Here is a 19,309-nt window from a genome sequence, read left to right as displayed (position 1 = left end):
ATACGATATAATATTATATCGATTAAATTATTAAGGGAAACTATGGAACATAAACACGGTAAAGACTTAACCGAAGGCAGCATACCCAGAAATTTGCTGATGTTCGCCATGCCTATGCTCATCTCCAATTTTCTCATGACCGGTTACAGTATTATTAATACTGTGTGGCTGGGCAACATTGTCGGCGAGCTGGCAGTGGGCGCGGTAGCCATCAGTTTCCCTATTGTATTTATTCTCATAGCTGTTGCCGGCGGGCTGGGCATGTCGGCCACCATTCTGGTTTCCCAGAATTACGGCGCCAAAAATTATCCCATGATCAACAAAGTCATGAATAACGCCTTTATGGTTTCGGTAGTCGCCGGCGTGGTTTGTACAGGACTTTGCATGCTGTTCAGTCACTATATTATTTCAGCCATGAATACTCCGGCCCAGATATTTCCTCTGGCTGTGGGCTATCTGAATATTTTTTTGCTGGGCATGTTCTTTTTGTTCCCGACGTTTATAATAATCTCTGCATTGCGCGGTATAGGCGATACTGTAACACCCTTAATTTTTCTTTTGATCAGTATTTTCATCAACGCCATACTGGACCCTTTACTGATTATCGGGATCGCTCCTTTTCCCAAACTTGGCTTGAACGGCGCTGCCGTGGCTTCTGTAGTTTCGCAGTTAATAACTACTATCGCGGGCCTTATTTATATCAATAAAAAATTTCCTTTGCTTAAGCTGGATTACCACAAATTTCGGCCCGATTTCAAAATTATCGGTCTTATTTTCAAGATCGGCGTGCCCACCATAGTTCAGCAGTCCCTCATTTCTATCGGCATGATTTTTGTTACGGCTTATGTAAACTTTTTCGGCGAAAAGGCTATTGCCGCTTTCGGTGCGGTCGGCCGGGTAGAGTCCATTGCCATATTGCCGGCTATGTCCATTTCCATGGCTGTTTCCACGCTCACCGGGCAGGCTATCGGTGCCGGCAAACATCATAAGATCAAAGAAGTTTTTAAGTGGGGGATCGTACTCAATTGTTCCATTATTGTCAGCCTTTCGCTGCTGGCCGTTCTGTTCCCCCGCATCATTCTCAACGCTTTTGTACACGATCCCGAAGTCCTGCGGATAGGTGCCAATTATTTTCATATCGTGGCTTCCTGTTATGTATTTTTTGCCGTGCTTTTTGTGGTAAACGGCATCATCAATGGTTCCGGTAATACGCTGATAACCATGTTCGTTTCGTTGATAACTCTGTGGCTGATACGAGTCCCTCTGGGTTATTATCTTTCGCAGAAAACAGCGCTGGGCATAAACGGTGTGTGGATCGCCATTTCCCTGAGTTTTTTTACAGCCATGGTCGTCAGTCTGGCTTACTATTATTCTGGCCTCTGGAAAAAAGATACAGTCCTCAAGCATGTGGCGCCTGCTATTGAGATTGAACCTATAGAGTAGGTGTTAAGAGATAAGAGATAAGTGTTAAGTGTTAAGGGATATGGGGTAAGTGGTAGGGCGTGACGCGTGAAGGGTGACGCATGAATAGTGAAGCGTGAAACGTGAAGAGTGAAAGGTGAAGGATCAAATGCAGGAGTACATTAGTACATTAGTCGGAAGTGCATGATTGCATAAGTGACCTGCTCCCTGAGGTTCTCGAAGGGAGCGAAGTGGAGAAATCTTTAGTTAAAAAGTACAAACCTGGTTCATCGCCTCAACCCCCTTTAAGGAATATTCGTAAAATAGATGTTATACAACTATTCCCCCTTCTCCACAAGTGGAGAAGGGGGCCAGGGGGATGAGGCGTACTTTTCAAGGTTAATTTTCCAAAAAACGGGCATAATTTTTATATATGTACATACCTCCTCCACCTGCTTCATCAGGCCCTATTACCGGTAAACAGGGCGAAACTGCTGCTTTCCGGACTCTGATCTGTACAGATGCAGCTATCAAATTAATCAAAGACAACTTGCCTGGAACATGGCAAAGTTTTGGCATAGAAGGTCACAAAATATTTGTTAAGGGCAAATTCAATCCTCAGGATAAAGCAGCAGCGCGATTTTTTAATTTATGTCAGAAATTTTCTAATAATAGCGAAATAAACGGACAAACCATGAGTAAAATTTTTCAGGAATTTAAACCGGAAATTGCCGCTGGTCCCTCGCCTCGGAAAGTTAGCGCCAAGCCCGATATTGTCTCAAAAATTATTGAGCAAGCCAGAGCTGCTTTGCAACTGCGCAAAGATACAGCGGAAATTTTGGGTAAAGCTGCAGAAAGTGATGAGGAAGTACAAAAAGCCCGACATAAGTTGCTGGCCTGGGAGAAAAAGTATGGTGTTTCTGCTGAAGCAGCGGGAGGTTCTGAAAATTGTGATCCGTCGCCGGATTACACAATGTCACCCGTAGAGGCCGTTAAACCGCCCGCTACATCAGGCCCGGGGAAATCTGCTGATGTCAGCCGGACAAGAAGTCCGTCGAAGGAAGGAACCGGACAAAGCCGGCAGAATAAAATTGATCAAAATATGTCACCGACACAACCTCCGGCTAAGGGTGGTTCTTTGCAAACCATTTCCCTGACAAATCAATTTAAGATTAATATATCCGGTAGTAACTTCAGTGATGAAGCACAATATTTCGGGGCCAGAGACGCAACAAAAATACACGTATTCTTTATGGGCAATTATGAACAAAATTTAAAACAGGCTAAAGAAATTAAAAGTACAATAGAAGCAGAAGCCAAAAAACAGGGTAATGCCTGTCTGGTGATCTGGCAGGAAGTGCATGGAAAAATATATTCTAAAAAAGGAGTCTTGGAGCTTGTTAACAAGCTGGGAGAAAGTTATCAGCAAATTGATATCCATGGACATAGTAACGGCGCTTCCGGCGGTGTTTCTGCAGCTTGTCCGGGTCTGATAGCTAATCCTAAAATTGGAACGATCAATTTAATCAGCTCTTATCTGGACTGGTCTTACCAACAGGATAAGACTAAGGCTCAAAACCTTATTAATAAGGGTAAAATACACTTTTTTAATGCACAGCGAGAAGCCGTCAGTTGCATAAATTGGCAACAACAAAGAGGCTTGGCTCCGGATAAAGTAACAACAATAAACGGCGTTGGTCATTACGGTGCATTGTTGCACATGATCCCCGAAATTCTTAACCCGAAAGCTTCCGGGTGATAAAGACACTTAAACGCTCGTCATCTCGAGCGGAGCATCCTGCGTAGTCGAGAGATCTTTTTCTCCAGGTTTAGAAAAGTATTTTTTGTGGCATAAATAAACCAGTATGACGGATCGTACCAGTATAGGACAAGTGGCTGCCTGGTTCCTGCATTATCTGCAGGGTGAAGGTACCTTGCGAAAAACAGGTGAAAAAGTGCATCGTTCGGATTACCCCGGCCTGTTTCAAAAAACTATAGAACTGGAAAGAGAAGTTAATGGTCCCAATTTGAATGTCAAGATCGAAATGATCAAAGCTAACCTGGATAATTTCGGGCTGGAACTGAGAAAATATGAGGACAATCCCGGCCGGCAGATGGCCACGGTAAAGCAATACGCGGGAAAAGACGGTATCGCTGCGATAAACGCGGGTTTTTATAAAAACGGAGAAATTACCGGGAATCTGCATTTGGGCTGTATTATCATAAACGGCAAAGTTGTTTCCAGCCCTCTCAAACGTAACGGTCAGGCAATTTTATCCGCCTATGTGGGCATCAGAAAAAGTACGGGAAAGGTGGAGGTTGGCAAGATCCAGGGCAAAATAAATCCGGCCGAATGGGACCTGTTCCTGCAAACCGGCCCGCTGGGACTGAAACAAGGCAGGATTAATCCGCAGTTGCAGGCAATGAAACACAACAACTCGGTCAGCCCGGAACGGGACCTGTCCGCGATCGGCCTAACCGGAAACAATGAAGTGGTTTTTATAAAAACGCATTCCAAAATACCCTGTTCCCTTAGAGGCATCAGTTATGTGGAGCTGTCTGAACAAATGGCTAAACAGGGAGTGGCAGATATGGTTTTTCTGGATTCCGGTCACAGCAGTTCGATTTTTTCAAAAGCTCGGCTGAACATTACTTCCGGTAGCAAGCTAACCAGCAGTGCCCTGGTTTTAAGGCCCAAGCCCCAAAAAATATAAAAAAGCGAACCTTGGGGTTCGCTTTTTTATGAACAATATTCAGAGAATCGGAACTATTTGGTTTTTTTGTGCAAATCTTTTTTTTGCTGGTCTGCTTTTTCTATTTCGGACTTCTGCATTTCGTTCTTTTCTTTTTCCAGTTCTTTTTTGCTGTCATCATCCATTTTTGTCGCCGATTTCACTTTGGTTTTGGCTTTGCTTTGTGCGGTTTTCTGGGTCGTATACATTTTTTTGTCTTCTTTTTTCTCCATCTTTTTGGTTTCCATGCGGTCTTCTCTGCTGTCTTCCTGTCTTTCCATGCTGCGGTCTTCCTGACGGTCCAGCTGTCTGTCCTCCTGCTTTATATCATCCGCTGTTTTACTGGTATCGCTGGGACTTGCTGCCGTAAAAGCAAAAAGACTTAACGACATTAAAAAAGCAAAAATTAATTTTTTATTCATGATCAAAACCTCCATTTGATTTTATTTATTCTCAAGGAACAAAATTCAGTCCGGCACCTCCTCTTTTTAAAAAATATTTTATCCATAATTAGAGCCTGTATCTGATGGCAACCGTATGCCCGGTACCTGTGGTTGAGTTTATATCATTGATGTATTCATAGTAATATTTTATAGATAACTCGTCCGTCACTAACCAGTTGAATCCCAGCAGCCAGGAGTTGAAATCCTGTTTCACAAAGGAAGTGTTGGTCAATTGTTTTATGTAACTGCCCAGCGAGTATGCCCCGCGGATATAAAAATCTGTCAGCAATTCGTGCTCTGCCATGAAATAATAAGACAGGGCGTTCTGGTTCTGATTATCCAGGTCAGCGGACAACTGCGCCAGCAAGCTGGTTTCATCCGACAACTCATATTCCAGGTAAGGTGTCAGCGAACCGATGGTGTAGGCTCCGGGATAGCTGTTGTACCTAAGCAGTGAGCCGAACATGAATTCACCGGTATCCCACCCGACTTCGGCTGAAAGATGTCCGGATGAGGTATTATCGGAATAGGCTCCGTAGCCATAGCTAAGGTTATAGTAGTAGTCGTCCGAATCTTGGAAAAACCCCACGGTATAGAGGTTTTTTTCCAGAGTCACGAATTTGTACAAAGTTATATCCAGCATAAAAGACTGTTCCGAATTGATTTTGGTTTTGAACAGGTTCTCAATTATTCGGTAACTTGTGCCGTTATCAAAAGAGTAATTGGAATACGACAACGTATCCCGGTTAGGTTTTTTCAAGGTTACAGGTTGTATGGGTAAAGGCTCTTCGGCTACGCTTAAAATTGTGAAAAGCACTATTAAGACCGGTATTAAAATTTTTTTCATGTTACCAAGTGTAAGTTAAATGTAGATTGATTATTAGCTGTTTCATCCAGAAATTACTGACCAATTTCCACTGTCTTTTACCTGACTTACTTTAATACTGCTAGACAGCAGTATTTATGAGTTGTTGAAAATTACAGCCGTGGCTATAATAGTCTATGCTTATGCTCAAACAACTAATTGTGCTTTTTTTCCTTTTACAGTCAGTTTTCTGCCTGGATATCAGGTACGCTGTCGGTGCTGACGCCAGTTCGCGGCAGAGCGATATTCTCTACAAAAATTCCCTGGAGGTTTCTACTGCCGACCGTGTTTTGCTGGAGGGAGCGGTGAATATCAGCACCTTAAAGGATGTTTTCCTGAATATCAGTTACGAGAATGATCCTGGCAATTTTTTCCTGAAATTTTGCAATATAGGCTCCAATGTAAATCCGGTAGAAAGCATAACCGGCTTTAAGTTTGACCTGGATAAACTTTATCTTTACGCGGGCGGCAAATACAGCGGCAATAACTGGTTCCCCTATATTTCGTTGTTGTTCAAGGCAGGTCGTTTCCTGCCCTTTATCAATTTTTCCGACAGACTGGAGCTGGGCCTTTACTATAATCTGGAACAGAGCCCGGACGAATTTAAAGAATATTTTCAGATAGTCACACCCTATAATGAAGCCGAGACCAATAGCGACGAACTCATTGTTAAGGGCTATTATCTGGATACCGGCAGGATTTTTTTAAATGACAAGGAACTCGGCTTGAGGTCCGACGGTTTGTTCCAGGAAAAAGTCAAACTCGACAAAATCGGTAATAATGATATCAAGTTTGTGATGCGCGGGCAGAATATCAAATATCATGAGCATACTTTGACCATTAAAAGGCGTTATCCGTATCTGGATGTGCCTGATAATGTCCAGAAAAAGTGGCTGGACCTGCTTAACCGCATCAATTATCCCCGGACCAATATGTTTAACCCCGGCCATGACATTACCCGTAAAGAATTTTATCTATACCTGTCCAGAGCTGCCGGCCTGGAGCGGGTGAAGTCATCCGATCCGGCAAGTTTTTCGGATGTTAAGGAAAGCGAACTCAAGGAGTATCTGGCCTATATGCAGTTAAACGGAATCCTGAAAAATTCCTATAAAAATTTTTATCCGGACCAGTACATCAAGCGGCAGGAAGCTTTTTCCATAATGGGCAGGCTGCTTCCGGATAAAAACGATTATGTTTACAATTTTGACGATGTCAAAGAAAATTCCTGGCTTTATAAAGAAGTGAATAAGCTCAGAAACTATTCGATAATAAACTCTTCAACCATAATGCCGGAAAAAAATTTGACCAGACAGGAATTTTTCAATTATTTAACCGAAGTTGCCAATATTCTGGCCAATACCGGCGTGGCACAGCAACCTGCGGCCAGCCGCAAAGAACCGGGAAGCAGTACATCATGGCCAAACCTGCCTGTAGCCGAAAATACGGAGAGCCGGGAGAGTTTGCCCATTTCCTCCAACATAGTAAATATCCTGTTTAATAATGTCAAAAGCGACAAGAATATCAGTAATAATTACAGCCTGAACAGCTTGAATTTTCTAACACCCACAAAAGATGTCAGAGTCACATCCACTCCTTTTTATATCAAAGGGTATGGTCCCAAAGCCATGCAATTCGGAGTAAACAACAAAACCGTGGTGATCAATAACCGCAAACGTTTTGCCGAATCCATAGAGCTTAAACCCGGGTTAAACAGTGTAAATATTACTTATAATGATGAAAAACGTTCTTTTAATGTATTATATGTCAGAAAATTCAAGGATTTGTCAGCCAACGAATATTTTGCCGATCTTCTGGAAAAAATTCTCACGCTGGGCTATCTGGATATCGAAGACAGTTTTTATCCCACCAGGATTATCACCAGAAAAGAAATTTTTACTGCTCTGAACCGTCTGAATTTTGTGTCGTCAAAGCAGCTGGAAAATGCCGGGGAAGAAGAAGTTACCTATAAAGAAGCCGCTAATATAATCAGCAAATATACGGGTACGAAAGTTCAGGCCGAGCCGGACAAGGACGAGAAGTTAACACGTAAAATGTTTGTATTGATGCTTTATGAAATACCCAAAGTTAAGGCGGAGTTGCGAAAATATTATAATGTTTGATTGGGATGACCGCTATAATGACCACTGAAAAAGAATAGGGTACAATTAAAAAATGTTAATCAGAGATTTGATCCGAAAAAAATGTGAAAAATTTCTTAAGGATAATGGTTATACGCTTGCGGTCTGCAATATAGAGGTTCCTAAAGACAGAAGCCTGGGCGATTACTCCACCAATCTGGCCTTTTTACTGGCTAAAGATTTGAAAAAAGCTCCGCAGCAGATTGCGGAGGACCTGGCCAAAGAGATCAAACTTTATTTTCGGGACAAGGTTTTTAAGGGTACACAGGTAACTGCTTTAAGAGGTTTTATAAATTTTATTTTACCAAAGGAATTTTGCATTTATTATTTGTCCAAGGAAGATTTTTCCAAAAATCTGATTGCAGGCGGAGACAAGATATTGCTGGAGTTTGTCTCAGCCAATCCTACGGGGCCGCTGCATATCGGCCATGGCCGCTGGGCCGCGTTGGGTGACAGTCTGCGGCGCATTCTGCAGTGGGTTGGCTATGAAGTAAGTACCGAGTTTTATATAAATGACGCCGGTGTACAGATAGAAAAGCTCAAAGAGTCTATAGAAGCGCGCAAACAGGGCATTCCCGTGCCTGAAGACGGTTATAACGGCAGTTATGTTAAGGAACTGGTTACTTTTGCCGACCCCATTCAGGAACTGATCCGCAGGCAACAGGAAACATTAAGACAGTTTCGGGTGAAATTTGACAATTGGTACAGCGAGAAACAAAACCTGCAGGATACTCAGGAAGTAGCCAAAACCATCGAATGGCTCACGGATAAAGGTTTTACCTACAAGCTGGAGGGAGCGCTTTTTTTCAGGACCACTTCCTTCGGAGATGACAAGGACAGGGTGCTGATTAAGGAAAATGGTGAGACCACTTATTTCGCCGCTGATATTGCTTATCATAATCTCAAGGTGCAGCGCGGGTTTAACCGTCTGATCAATATCTGGGGCGCAGACCATCATGGTTATATAAAAAGGGTTAAAGCAGGCCTTAAGGCCATGTGCGGAGACCAGGCCGAACTGGAAGTGCTGTTGGGACAACTGGTAACGCTCTACCAGAACGGTGTGGAAGTGCGCATGAGCAAGCGTACCGGCGATATGATCACTTTACAGGAAGTAATTGAGAAAATAGGCGCGGACGCGGCCAGGTTCTTTCTGGTCATGAAAAGCGCGGACATTCATCTGGATTTTGATCTGGAACTGGCCAAGAAAAAGTCCAATGATAATCCGGTTTTTTATGTGCAGTATGCCCATGCCCGCATCAGCAGTATTATCAGAAAAAGTAATATGCTTCCTGTTTACCATCGTGCTGTAGAGCTAAAAGAAATAGAGTTCAAACTGCTTAAATTTTTAATGTCGTTTGAAGAGGAAGTATTTACCGCGGCTCAGTACAGGGAACCTTATCGTATCGCTCATTATTTGATCGAACTTTCCGGACTTTTTCATTCTTTTTATCATGAATGTAAAGTAAACGTGGAAGATCGGAAACTTTCCGAGAACCGTCTGGCCATAATCAATTCCGTAAAAAATATTCTGGGCATAGGTCTGGGTCTTATGGGTATCGATGCTCCGGAAAGAATGTGACTGAATATTTAATCTGGATAATCAGGTAATACTGTATTACAATATTACCGAGGTGTATTATGTTAAAATCAAAACTTACCAGTAAAAATCAAGCTACTATTCCTTCAGAAATAAGAGACTGCCTTAATCTTTCCGCGGGCGATACCGTTGGTTTTGAAATTGATAACAGCAAGGTTGTTTTGAAAAAGATCAGCCCTATAGACCTTGAGTATGCGCAAGCACTTGAATCTACACTGGATGAATGGAACTCAAAAAATGACAACGAGGCCTATGGTGATATATAAGCCTTATGATCTGGTCGCTGTTCCTTTTCCTTTTACAGATAAAAATGTTAAAAAACGTCGGCCCGCGTTAGTGCTTTCCAGTTATGAGAATTTTAATTATCACACTGGGCACAGTTTGCTTGCCATGATTACCAGCGCCAAAAATAGTCGCTGGGAACTGGATGTAGAGATTGAGAATTTGGAAAATACAGGGCTGCATAGCGCTTCGATAATCAGAATGAAGTTATTTACCCTGGATAGCAGGCTGATCATAAAAAAACTTGGTACTTTATCTGACAAGGATCAGAAAAAGATTAAAAAGAATCTGAAAAAATTAATAATAATTGATTAAGATTAAACTCATCCCCAACCCCTTCTCTTACTAAAAGAAGGGAGAAGGAATAAAAAAATGATAATTGATAAAAAAGTAATTCAAACATTTCCCTCTCCACTTGTGGAGAGGGATGGCACAACTTGTCACGACGAAGCCTTTGAGCGAAGACGGAAGTGCCAGGGTGAGGCTGGGTGAGTTTTGTTTAAACGTACTCAGACAATTCCTGTTAAAGTAGGTTCAGTGGTTATCGGTGGCAGCAACCATGTTGTTATACAGTCCATGACCAACACCTGCACTTCAGATAAAGATAAAACTCTGCGCCAGATAAAACACCTGGTTCAGGCCGGAGCGGAAATAGTGCGTCTGGCCGTGCCCGATGAAAAATCACTGAAATCTTTGCCATATCTTGTTAAAATGTCACCGGTCCCGTTGGTGGCGGATATTCATTTCGATCACCGGCTGGCCCTGGGCGCTATCGACGCCGGTGTGGCCAAGATCAGAATAAATCCGGGCAATATCGGGTCTCAGGACAAAGTAAAAGAAGTTATTCAGACAGCCAAAAGGTTCGGTACTGCCATTCGTATCGGGGCAAATACCGGCTCCATCGGCAAAGCAGCTGATAAGATAACCCGCTCCCTGCAGGTTTTGGAAGAATATATTGATTTTTTCAAGAAAAACAGATTTGAAGCGCTGGTGATTTCCTTGAAATCCTCCGATGTACGCGGCACAGTCCTCATGAATGAAAGATTTGCCCGGCTGCATCCTTATCCTTTGCATATCGGTATAACCGAGTCCGGGTTTGGCGAGGAAGCCATTGCCAAATCCGCTGTGGGTATCGGCAGCCTTTTGCTTAAAGGCCTGGGCAACACCGTTCGGGTTTCCTTAACCGGTGATCCCCTGCAAGAAATCCCTGTCGCCCAATATATATTGCGCGGCGCCGGGCTGTATGAGCAGGGCGTGGAGATTATTTCCTGCCCTACCTGCGGCCGTACGGAGATTGATGTGGAAAAGCTGGCCAGAGAGGTCAGAGCTAAAACCAGAAATATTAAAAGACATTTGAAGATCGCGGTAATGGGCTGTATTGTAAACGGCCCCGGTGAGGCGCAAGACGTCGATCTTGCCATTTGCGGCGGCAAGAAGGAAGGGCTCATCTACAGGGCAGGAAAAATAGTTGCAAAAGTAAAACAGGACAAGCTGGTAACGGAACTGCTCAAAGAAATCCAAAATCCAAATGGCAAAATCCAAAAGGTAAAATCAAAAATCCAAAAGAACACCTGAATTGCGGATTTATCCAATATTTGTTAAACTTTATGTTGTTAAGACAGTCTGAGAGATTTGCCCTAAAGGTACCCGGAGTTCCGAGCCCTTTGCTCCGAGCCCCGAGCACTGAAACCAAAAAATTTTGGTCGCTGTATAGACTTGAGTTAAGGAGAAATTAATGATAGAACGTTATTCCCGCAAAGAATTGACCCGCATCTGGACGCTGGAAAATAAATTTTCCAAATGGCTGGATATAGAAATAGCCGCCTGTGAGGCGCATGTAAAGCTGGGCAATATTCCTAAAAAAGCGCTGGATATTATCAAAAAAAAAGCGTCTTTTTCCGTAAAAAGAATAGATGATATAGAAAAGACAACCAACCATGACGTTATTGCCTTTCTTACCAATGTAGCCGAAGAAGTCGGACCGGAGTCCCGCTATATCCATCTGGGGCTTACTTCATCCGATGTCGTAGATACGGCGTTTTCCCTGCTAATCAAGGAAGCGGCTTCAGTTCTTCAGAAAGATATCGAAGAGTTGTTGGTAGTCCTCAAGAAAAAAGCTAATGAATACAAAAAGACCATGATGATGGGCAGGACCCATGGCGTACATGCCGAGCCTACCACTCTGGGCCTGAAATTCGCTCTCTGGTACACAGAAATGCAGAGGAACCAAAGTCGGTTGGAAAGTGCCATTCACGACATTAGTGTAGGCAAGATTTCCGGCGCTGTAGGTACTTATGCCAATATTGATCCGTTTATCGAACAGTATGTGTGTAAAAAACTTGGACTTGCCGCCGACAAAATTTCCACACAGATTGTGCAGCGTGACCGGCACGCTTATTTTATGTCAGTACTGGCGGTAATCGCCGGGTCGCTGGAAAAGTTTACTACCGAGATCAGGGCTTTGCAGAAAACCGAGTTCAATGAGCTGGAAGAAGGGTTCAGGAAAGGGCAGAAGGGTTCTTCAGCCATGCCCCACAAACGAAACCCCATCACCTGCGAAAGAATATCCGGTCTGGCCAGGGTAATGCGCGGCAATATGCTGGTCAGCATGGAAAACATCTGTCTGTGGCATGAACGCGATATCTCTCATTCTTCCGCGGAAAGGATCATATTCCCGGACAGCACTATTCTGCTCGATTACATGCTGGTCAAATTTACAGACATACTCGAAGAACTGGTAGTGCATGAAGACAATATGCTCAGAAATCTCGATTTGCTTGGCGGGGCAGTATTTTCTCAGCAGCTGCTTTTGAAACTTGTAGAAAAAGGATCAAGCCGGGAAGAAGCTTATGCGCTGGTACAGAAAGCCGCGATGGAAACCCGGGACAAGGGTCTGAAGTTTCAGGCGGTTATAGGAAAATCAAAGGAGATTAATAAATTACTTGCTGAGAAAGAGATAAAACAGATATTTGACTACCGTTACCATCTTAAAAATGTCGATGACATTTTTAAAAAGGTTTTTGGGTAGTTGCTTAAATAAATAATACCTCGGTTAAATCTATACTTTTAAAGAATTCTTTTTCTTCTTTGGAAAGCTCCATAGAAAGCTCGGAATCGTCATTATTCAATATTGTATTTAACAGATAATCAAAGCGCGCGTTCATGTTTTTCCCCATTTAAAATTTCCCCCCTTTGTTTATTTTATATTGGTTATTCCCCGGTTTTAGGTCTTTTAAACATTTCATTTACAAATTTTTTAAATTTTCTAATCAACCGGCCGCGGTATGTAAACTTTTCAACTCCTTCTTTGTACAAAAGAACTTTTTTTGTTTTTTTTCCGCTGTGTATTTTCGGATTGGCTATGTATTCTATTTCCAGCATGGTTATTTACAACTAGATAATAGTTTTCCCTAAATGAAGGAAAATAAACATTAAGAAAAATCAATACAAGTTTTTGGGATATTATAGCGATATTACTGATAAATATTTTGAAAATTACAAAAAAGAATTTACAATATAAATAGTTTTGAAGGGGGCGAAGTCATATGAGTGGAATAGAAGGGTTCGGGGCCGGGGGATATGTACCTGCTGACGCGAATAACCGTAACTTTGATCTGAATAATGACGGAAAAGTTTCAGAAGATGAATTTAAGAGTGTTCTCCAGACCAAATTTCAGGAAAAGGGTCTGGATTTAAATAATGACGGCAAAACAGATGATAATGACGTAAGTGTGGTCCTCAGCGCAGGTTACGCTTCCGGTTTGGATTTATTCAATGATACTGCCAATGAAGACGGCGACAATGAATATATAAAGGGTGTGGTATCTGATGTAATGAAATCGATCGGCACCCAGTATGGTTTCCAGGATCAGGAAGAGCGGAATTTATACAACATACTTTATGATGCCGGTATACAACTTTTAACCTAGAAAGAGTATATCATGTTTAATATCTGCAGCTACGGGGCAATATATTGATATGTACGTAGCAAATCCGGATTTTACACAAAAGAATTTCCAACAAAATAAAGCCAGCAAGGCTTTTATTTCCGACGACATGCCGGTGTTCAATAATGTTTTGAACCAGGCTTTGCAGCATCAGGCCCTGGATGGTGTAAATTCGGCTGACAATAAGAATGTTCGCAAGAAGAAAAAAGATACTGAGGAAATTCTCGAAGATTATAAAGAAGAAATGAAAAATACTTATGATGTTTTGGAACTGGAAAAAAAGATCAGGAAGGTCTTTAGAAAGATAAAGGTTCAGATCTGATGATAGGCGCGATAGATAACTCAGCTAAAGGTTATGGCCCAGCGACGGGCGCGGACCAGAACGTTCTGAATGAATTAAAAAAATCTTCCGGACGGTTTGATGATTATGTCAGACAACAGGTAGAACAGTCCGACCCTGTTACAGAAGAAGACCATTTGAAGAATCTGGAAAACGCTTTGCTGGCTATGGCCGATAATTTAAGGCCCACTCCCCAGAAAGCCTGTGCCGATACTATCGAATCCATGAAGCAGCAGGGTTTTGGCGATCTGGTCGATCGTAAATTCAAGGAAATGCTTTTGGACACAGCTTATGATATTTGGCCGGCCGGCCAGAAAATAACTACTGTAACCTGATTAAACCCTTTCGTCTCACTACGCGAGCCACCTTCCCACTTTACATAAAGGTATACCATAGGTATAATTGAGGTATATGGCAGATATTAAATTCGAATATGATCCGGGTAAATCCAGGATAAACAAACAAAAACATGGAGTTGATTTTGAAAAAGTTAAAACTTTGTGGGGTTCTCCTAATCTTCAGTTTAAAACAACTTTTGCCCCAGAAGACAGGTATGGAGTAATCGGTTTGATAAATAGCAAATTATATATATGTTTCTTTACCTGCAGAAAAAATACTATCAGAATTATTTCCTGTAGAAGAGCGCGAGAAAAGGAGAGTGAATTATATTATGAGCACTATGAAGAAAAAGTTTAAGACAGTTGAAGAATTTGATAAATATAGCGAAGAAAATGATATTACCGAATACATTGATGAAAGCTCAATTAAATTTCATAGGCCCACAAAACGGGTTAATGTCGATTTCACTTTGGAAATTTTAAAAAAAATTGATAATGAAGCCAGCAAAATTGGCATTGCCAGGACCGCATTGATAAAAATGCTTATCGCTCAGCACTTTATGAAACGATAGCAGCACAATAACAACCCCTTTCGTTTCGTTTTACGAGCCACCTTCCCATCTTGGGAAGGCTTAAGCAGAATTTCGCATTACATATTTTCCCGGCGCATAGCAAAAGAGCCGTAGAACGGTCTGCGAAAGAAGCGTACTGAAAACAGGAGGTTTTCTGAGGACTGCGGAGGCAGGATAGACGACTCAGTCCGTTAGCTTAGAGAGCAGCAACCGTTCAAGGTTCTGAAGCATAGCGCCTAGCATTTTCTTTTCTCTCTTTTCTTTGTGGCGATGACAAAGAAAAGAGAAATGAATTTTGAAATCTTTTCCCAAAAGAATTGACCTGCTTTTCATAAAAGCTTAATTTATATTATTAACTATTTTTAAATTCAGTGCTAGAATGTTGTTTATGAATAAGATTCTATATAAAGAAACACGCACAAAAGATATTCGCTCCATCACAGCCTCCTGTCTGCTCGATACGGAAACACCAATTTCTCTTTATTTGAAAATCAGAGGTATTTCTCCTTATTCTTTTTTGCTGGAGAGCGTGGAAGAAGGTAATAATATCGGTCGTTTTTCCATTGTGGGCTGGGGTAAGGTTCGTTCACTAAAAGCCTATGAAAATAAACTGCTGATAAATGATAAGGAAAGCACAGAAAAAAAGCTTTTTGTCGCACTGGACCGTCTGGTCTCAGATTATAGTTCTGCGGAAACAGATATTTTTAACGGATTTTTCGGTTATCTGGGCTATGAAAGTGTTTATGAGATCGAGCCTTCTATTTCCGGCAGGCCTTTATATGGATCTTTGCCTCTGGCTTATTTTTTTATGCCCAGGACTATTGCTGTTTTTGACAAACTTTCACATGAGGTAAAATTTACCTTTAATCTGGAAATAAATGAAAAAGATATTGATATCGAAAAGGAAATTGACAACGTTTTGTCCGGTATGTTTACTACAAAAAGATTTTTAAGCAAAAGCGCGGATACGGTATTATCATCTGATATCAGCAGCAATTTCACTGAGGAAACATTTGGCGATATAGTAAAAAAAGCCAAGGAATATATATATTCCGGAGATATTTTTCAGGTAGTTTTATCACAGCGTTTTGAAGCCGATTACTCAGGTGATCCCTTTGAGATTTATCGTCATCTTTGTTCTTTGAACCCTTCACCCTATATGTTCTATTTTAATTTTGCGAGTGAATTTTATTTGCTGGGCACCTCTCCGGAAATCATGCTGAAAAAACAGGGTGAAAGGCTTACTCTGCGTCCTATTGCCGGGACCAGAAAACGAGCGGCGACTCCCGAGGAAGACCTGCGTGTAGAGCAGGAACTGCTCGGCGATGAAAAAGAAAATGCCGAACACCTCATGCTGGTAGACCTCGGTCGTAATGATCTGAACAGGGTTTGTCTTTCAGATAGTATTCAGGTTAACGGCTACAAAATGATCGAACGTTATAGCCATGTTATGCATATCGTATCCAATATTAACGGTCATATGCTGCCGGACAAAACCGGTGTTTCCGCTGTCAAAGCCGTATTTCCTGCCGGCACCCTAACCGGCGCGCCCAAGGTCAGGGCCATGCAGATCATCCGGGAACTGGAAAACAATCCCCGGCAGATGTATGGCGGGTTGGTGGGCTACTTTAACAGCCAGGGTGATTTTGATTCCTGTATAACCATCAGAAGTATTATGGTCCGCGATAAAAAAGCCTATTTTCAGGCAGGTGCCGGTATCGTTGCCGATTCAGACCCCGCTTTTGAATATCAGGAAACCCTTAGCAAGGCCAGGGCCATGCTCAAGGCTATAAGTTTGAGCAAGGAGTAAATATGCTGTTACTTATCGATAACTATGATTCGTTTGTTTATATTCTCAAACAATATTTCGAGGAATGCGGCCAAAAGGTTGTTGTCAAAAGAAATGATGAAATAACAGTGGCCCAGGCCGAGGAACTTCATCCTGATTACCTGGTGATTTCGCCGGGCCCTGCCACGCCGAAGGAGTCTGGTATTTCCATGGATATGATCAGGCATTTTACCGGCAAAATACCTATTCTGGGTGTGTGTCTGGGCCATCAGTGTATCGGCGAAATATTCGGGGGTAAGGTTATTCGTAACACACGTGTCATGCATGGCAAAAGAAGCGCTATTTATCATAATCAGGAAGGTTTATTCAAAGAACTTCCCGTACCCTTGATGGCCACACGTTACCATTCGCTGGTTATAGAAAAAAAATCATTCCCGTCAGACAAGCTTGTAATTACCGCTGCCACCAAAGAAGGCGAGATTATGGGCGTTGCCCACAAAGATTTTCCTGTCTGGGGTGTGCAATTCCATCCGGAGTCCTATCTTACCCAGCATGGTATGAAGATAATAAAAAACTTTTTAAGCATTAAAGATTATGAGCCGCCGGTCAATATAGTTGTATCCAGTTTCGGTGAACTTGTTAAAAAACTTGGCAGGAAGCAAGATTTGTTGATGGAAGAGGCGGTTTATGCGGCTAACGCGATCATGGAAGGTCAGCTTAATCCTGTTCAGGTGGCATCTTTCCTTTCGTTATTAGCTGCCAAAGGTGAAACTTACACCGAAATAACCGGTTTTGCCAGAGTCATGCGCGAAAAAGTTACACCAATAAAGCATCCTCCGGGCCGTATAGTTATAGATACTTGTGGCACAGGCGGTGACAGCAAACATACATTCAATATTTCCACAGCCGCGGCCATTGTGGCAGCAGCAGCCGGTATAATCGTAGCCAAGCATGGCAACAGGTCTGTGTCCAGTAAATGCGGCAGTGCCGATTTGCTGGAGAAACTTGGTGTAAACGTTAATTTATCCGCTGATGAAACTTCAGCGGTCCTGGCTAAAACCGGTATAGCTTTTTTGTTTGCCCAGAAATTGCATACAGCCATGAAAAATGTGGGCCCTATCCGCAAAGAAATAGGTATCAGGACAATTTTTAATATTCTCGGTCCGCTAACCAATCCCGCCGGCGCGGACGCGCAGATTATCGGTGTTTTTTCCAGAGATTATGCCGAGCTTGTGGCTCTGGCCTTGAAGGAACTGGGTACCAAAGAAGCTTTGGTATTACATAGCGATGACGGCCTGGACGAAATTTCTGTTTCCGACCGCACATTTTATGTTCATCTCAAAGAAGGCGAGATTCACGACGGTTATATTCTACCTGAAGATATTATCGGTAAACGCTATCCGCTTGAAGCCATAAAAGGAGCCGGCGTTGAAGAGAACGCCCAAATCATGAATGACCTTATGGACAACAAATTATCCGGTGCCCTGAAAGAGGTAGTTTTAATAAATGCGGCAGCCGCCATTATGATCGGAGGAAAAGTTCAAAACCTTAAAGATGGTTACAGGTTGGCCCGTCAAACGCTGGAAAGCGGCAAAGCTCTGGCTAAGCTGCAGGAACTGGTTAGGAACTCGAACTCATCCCCCGGCTAGCTATCGCCTCTTCCCCCGGCCCCTTCTCCGCTTGCGGAGACGGGGAATAAGTTATATTATTTTCTTATGCAAACAGTAACAAAACGAGCCAGAGAATTAAGAAGAAATCAGACAGAGGCAGAAAAAAGTCTATGGCTTGAAATAAAGGCAAAAAAATTGGGTATTAAATTCGTCAGACAAAAACCTCTGATATTTGATTACATGGAGCAAAAGAGAGTTTTTATAGCCGATTTTTATTGTAAAGATTTAAACTTTATAATTGAATTAGATGGGGAAATACATAAAAAACAGAAGGATTACGATGAATTAAGAACAGCAATAATAAATCAATTAGGTATAGCAGTTTTAAGATTTAATAATGATGACGTAATGAATGATACACATAAAGTTATTCAAAATATAAAGTCCTTTCTCCGCATGCGGAGAGAGGATTTAGGAGAGAGGCGCAATATTCTTTCTCAAATCATTACCTCCAAGAAAAAAAGACTAAAAGCTTCTCCTCCGTCAACTTCAGCTGATTCCCGATATCAACCCCTTCCTTTTCTTACCAAAGGTAAATTTCAGATCATTGCGGAAATAAAAAAAGGGTCACCGTCTCTTGGCCTGTTCAAATCGGATCTGGATGTGGCTGCTATAGCCAAAGAGTATCTGCACGGCGGGGCAGCGGCCATTTCGGTGCTTACCGAGGAAGATTACTTTTTCGGCTCGCCCCAGGACCTGATGCTGGCAAGAAGGACAGTAAACCTGCCCATACTGCGCAAGGATTTTATTTTCACAACCGAACAGATAGAGGAAAGCAGAGCAATGGGCGCAGACGCTATTTTGTTGATTGTAGCTGTGATAAAAAAGGCGATGGTCCTGAAAAAGCTTCTCAAGATTGCCCGGGATTTGGGCCTTGGCGTACTCGTAGAAGTTCATGATCAGAAAGAAATTAATATTGCCCTGGCAGCCGGGGCGAGGATTATAGGGATTAATAATCGCGATTTAAAGACTTTTAAAACCGATATTAATCTTTCCCTGCAACTTATTAAATATCTCCCTGCGGATATTATCAGCGTTTCCGAAAGCGGCATTCATACTTCAGAAGAAATCAAGCGGTTGCAAGCAGCAGGCTTTGATGCCGTACTTATCGGCGAAGCCTTTCTTGAGGATACAAAACTTCTTTCAAAAATCAGGTTTAAATAGAATACTCCCGGGGCATAATTAATATGTAGAG

At 42.3% G+C, this 19,309-nt stretch carries 20 protein-coding genes; 17 read left to right on the top strand and 3 right to left on the bottom strand.

The window, feature by feature from the left end; translation table 11 throughout:
- The 3 genes from PHV30_08580 to PHV30_08570 all read left to right on the top strand — a co-directional run.
- Positions 1-1,443: MATE family efflux transporter (locus PHV30_08580; GenBank protein ID MDD5457074.1), on the top strand; the 1,443-nt coding region annotated here is incomplete at its 5' end.
- 391 nt (positions 1,444-1,834) lie between these two features.
- Positions 1,835-3,160: a hypothetical protein gene (locus PHV30_08575; protein MDD5457073.1), complete on the top strand. Its 1,326-nt coding sequence runs from the start codon at positions 1,835-1,837 to the stop codon at positions 3,158-3,160.
- Between the two features lie 106 nt (positions 3,161-3,266).
- Positions 3,267-4,115 carry a phosphodiester glycosidase family protein gene (locus PHV30_08570; GenBank protein ID MDD5457072.1) on the top strand — a complete coding sequence of 283 codons (849 nt, stop codon included), beginning with the start codon at positions 3,267-3,269 and terminating at the stop codon, positions 4,113-4,115.
- Between the two features lie 53 nt (positions 4,116-4,168).
- On the opposite strand, the gene PHV30_08565 is transcribed toward PHV30_08570, so the two are convergent.
- Together PHV30_08565 and PHV30_08560 are read right to left on the bottom strand one after the other, a co-directional pair.
- Positions 4,169-4,555: a hypothetical protein gene (locus PHV30_08565; GenBank protein MDD5457071.1), complete on the bottom strand. Its 387-nt coding sequence runs from the start codon at positions 4,553-4,555 to the stop codon at positions 4,169-4,171.
- 88 nt (positions 4,556-4,643) lie between these two features.
- On the bottom strand, positions 4,644-5,423 hold the full coding sequence (locus PHV30_08560) for a hypothetical protein (protein MDD5457070.1): 780 nt from the start codon (positions 5,421-5,423) through the stop codon (positions 4,644-4,646).
- Between the two features lie 161 nt (positions 5,424-5,584).
- On the opposite strand from PHV30_08560, the gene PHV30_08555 reads away from it, so the two are divergent.
- The 6 genes from PHV30_08555 (at position 5,585) to purB (ending at position 12,486) form a co-directional block, all read left to right on the top strand.
- Positions 5,585-7,561 (top strand): hypothetical protein, encoded by a 1,977-nt coding sequence (locus tag PHV30_08555; GenBank protein MDD5457069.1) that lies wholly within the window; start codon positions 5,585-5,587, stop codon positions 7,559-7,561.
- Between the two features lie 52 nt (positions 7,562-7,613).
- On the top strand, positions 7,614-9,158 hold the full coding sequence (argS, locus tag PHV30_08550; protein MDD5457068.1) for an arginine--tRNA ligase: 1,545 nt from the start codon (positions 7,614-7,616) through the stop codon (positions 9,156-9,158).
- Positions 9,159-9,217: 59 nt separating this feature from the next.
- On the top strand, positions 9,218-9,442 hold the full coding sequence (locus PHV30_08545) for an AbrB/MazE/SpoVT family DNA-binding domain-containing protein (GenBank protein ID MDD5457067.1): 225 nt from the start codon (positions 9,218-9,220) through the stop codon (positions 9,440-9,442).
- On the top strand, positions 9,429-9,773 hold the full coding sequence (locus PHV30_08540) for a type II toxin-antitoxin system PemK/MazF family toxin (GenBank protein MDD5457066.1): 345 nt from the start codon (positions 9,429-9,431) through the stop codon (positions 9,771-9,773). Before PHV30_08545 ends, PHV30_08540 begins: the two co-directional genes overlap by 14 nt.
- A gap of 180 nt (positions 9,774-9,953) precedes the next feature.
- Positions 9,954-11,033 (top strand): flavodoxin-dependent (E)-4-hydroxy-3-methylbut-2-enyl-diphosphate synthase, encoded by a 1,080-nt coding sequence (ispG, locus tag PHV30_08535; protein ID MDD5457065.1) that lies wholly within the window; start codon positions 9,954-9,956, stop codon positions 11,031-11,033.
- Between the two features lie 160 nt (positions 11,034-11,193).
- Complete coding sequence (gene purB, locus PHV30_08530; protein ID MDD5457064.1) at positions 11,194-12,486, top strand: adenylosuccinate lyase; 1,293 nt, start codon at positions 11,194-11,196, stop codon at positions 12,484-12,486.
- A gap of 4 nt (positions 12,487-12,490) precedes the next feature.
- Here purB and PHV30_08525 read toward each other — a convergent pair whose 3' ends face one another.
- Positions 12,491-12,634 (bottom strand): hypothetical protein, encoded by a 144-nt coding sequence (locus PHV30_08525; protein MDD5457063.1) that lies wholly within the window; start codon positions 12,632-12,634, stop codon positions 12,491-12,493.
- Positions 12,635-13,003: 369 nt separating this feature from the next.
- On the opposite strand from PHV30_08525, the gene PHV30_08520 reads away from it, so the two are divergent.
- From PHV30_08520 to trpC, 8 genes are all read left to right on the top strand, one after another.
- Positions 13,004-13,387, top strand: a complete 384-nt coding sequence (locus tag PHV30_08520; protein ID MDD5457062.1) for a hypothetical protein — start codon at positions 13,004-13,006, stop codon at positions 13,385-13,387.
- Positions 13,388-13,436: 49 nt separating this feature from the next.
- A complete protein-coding gene (locus PHV30_08515) occupies positions 13,437-13,727 on the top strand; it encodes a hypothetical protein (GenBank protein ID MDD5457061.1) in 291 nt (96 codons plus the stop codon).
- Positions 13,727-14,080: a hypothetical protein gene (locus tag PHV30_08510; GenBank protein MDD5457060.1), complete on the top strand. Its 354-nt coding sequence runs from the start codon at positions 13,727-13,729 to the stop codon at positions 14,078-14,080. The genes PHV30_08515 and PHV30_08510 overlap by 1 nt, the downstream gene beginning before the upstream one ends.
- 76 nt (positions 14,081-14,156) lie before the next feature.
- Positions 14,157-14,441 (top strand): BrnT family toxin, encoded by a 285-nt coding sequence (locus PHV30_08505; protein ID MDD5457059.1) that lies wholly within the window; start codon positions 14,157-14,159, stop codon positions 14,439-14,441.
- On the top strand, positions 14,416-14,655 hold the full coding sequence (locus tag PHV30_08500) for a CopG family antitoxin (protein MDD5457058.1): 240 nt from the start codon (positions 14,416-14,418) through the stop codon (positions 14,653-14,655). Before PHV30_08505 ends, PHV30_08500 begins: the two co-directional genes overlap by 26 nt.
- Before the next feature lie 388 nt (positions 14,656-15,043).
- Entirely contained in the window at positions 15,044-16,465 is a 1,422-nt protein-coding gene (locus PHV30_08495; protein MDD5457057.1) for a chorismate-binding protein, read from the top strand.
- 2 nt (positions 16,466-16,467) lie between these two features.
- The gene (gene trpD, locus PHV30_08490) at positions 16,468-18,093 is read left to right on the top strand and encodes an anthranilate phosphoribosyltransferase (GenBank protein MDD5457056.1); all 1,626 of its coding nucleotides are present in this window, start codon (positions 16,468-16,470) and stop codon (positions 18,091-18,093) included.
- A gap of 66 nt (positions 18,094-18,159) precedes the next feature.
- Positions 18,160-19,278 (top strand): indole-3-glycerol phosphate synthase TrpC, encoded by a 1,119-nt coding sequence (gene trpC / locus PHV30_08485; protein MDD5457055.1) that lies wholly within the window; start codon positions 18,160-18,162, stop codon positions 19,276-19,278.
- The last annotated feature ends 31 nt before the right edge of the window (positions 19,279-19,309 follow it).

The organism is Candidatus Margulisiibacteriota bacterium, assembly GCA_028715625.1.
GTDB lineage: Bacteria > Margulisbacteria > Riflemargulisbacteria > GWF2-35-9 > GWF2-35-9 > JAQURL01.
This window is presented reverse-complemented; position numbering and strand designations above follow the sequence as displayed.

Coding starts and splice junctions, on each gene's coding strand:
- PHV30_08505 (MDD5457059.1), top strand. CDS start 14,157: ATGGCAGATATTAAATTCGAATATGATCCGGGTAAATCCAGGATAAAC.
- PHV30_08560 (MDD5457070.1), bottom strand. CDS start 5,423: ATGAAAAAAATTTTAATACCGGTCTTAATAGTGCTTTTCACAATTTTA.
- PHV30_08495 (MDD5457057.1), top strand. CDS start 15,044: ATGAATAAGATTCTATATAAAGAAACACGCACAAAAGATATTCGCTCC.
- PHV30_08515 (MDD5457061.1), top strand. CDS start 13,437: ATGTACGTAGCAAATCCGGATTTTACACAAAAGAATTTCCAACAAAAT.
- PHV30_08520 (MDD5457062.1), top strand. CDS start 13,004: ATGAGTGGAATAGAAGGGTTCGGGGCCGGGGGATATGTACCTGCTGAC.
- PHV30_08570 (MDD5457072.1), top strand. CDS start 3,267: ATGACGGATCGTACCAGTATAGGACAAGTGGCTGCCTGGTTCCTGCAT.
- trpD (MDD5457056.1), top strand. CDS start 16,468: ATGCTGTTACTTATCGATAACTATGATTCGTTTGTTTATATTCTCAAA.
- argS (MDD5457068.1), top strand. CDS start 7,614: ATGTTAATCAGAGATTTGATCCGAAAAAAATGTGAAAAATTTCTTAAG.
- PHV30_08575 (MDD5457073.1), top strand. CDS start 1,835: ATGTACATACCTCCTCCACCTGCTTCATCAGGCCCTATTACCGGTAAA.
- PHV30_08555 (MDD5457069.1), top strand. CDS start 5,585: ATGCTCAAACAACTAATTGTGCTTTTTTTCCTTTTACAGTCAGTTTTC.
- purB (MDD5457064.1), top strand. CDS start 11,194: ATGATAGAACGTTATTCCCGCAAAGAATTGACCCGCATCTGGACGCTG.
- PHV30_08525 (MDD5457063.1), bottom strand. CDS start 12,634: ATGGGGAAAAACATGAACGCGCGCTTTGATTATCTGTTAAATACAATA.
- PHV30_08510 (MDD5457060.1), top strand. CDS start 13,727: ATGATAGGCGCGATAGATAACTCAGCTAAAGGTTATGGCCCAGCGACG.
- PHV30_08540 (MDD5457066.1), top strand. CDS start 9,429: ATGGTGATATATAAGCCTTATGATCTGGTCGCTGTTCCTTTTCCTTTT.
- PHV30_08565 (MDD5457071.1), bottom strand. CDS start 4,555: ATGAATAAAAAATTAATTTTTGCTTTTTTAATGTCGTTAAGTCTTTTT.
- trpC (MDD5457055.1), top strand. CDS start 18,160: ATGCAAACAGTAACAAAACGAGCCAGAGAATTAAGAAGAAATCAGACA.
- PHV30_08545 (MDD5457067.1), top strand. CDS start 9,218: ATGTTAAAATCAAAACTTACCAGTAAAAATCAAGCTACTATTCCTTCA.
- PHV30_08500 (MDD5457058.1), top strand. CDS start 14,416: ATGAGCACTATGAAGAAAAAGTTTAAGACAGTTGAAGAATTTGATAAA.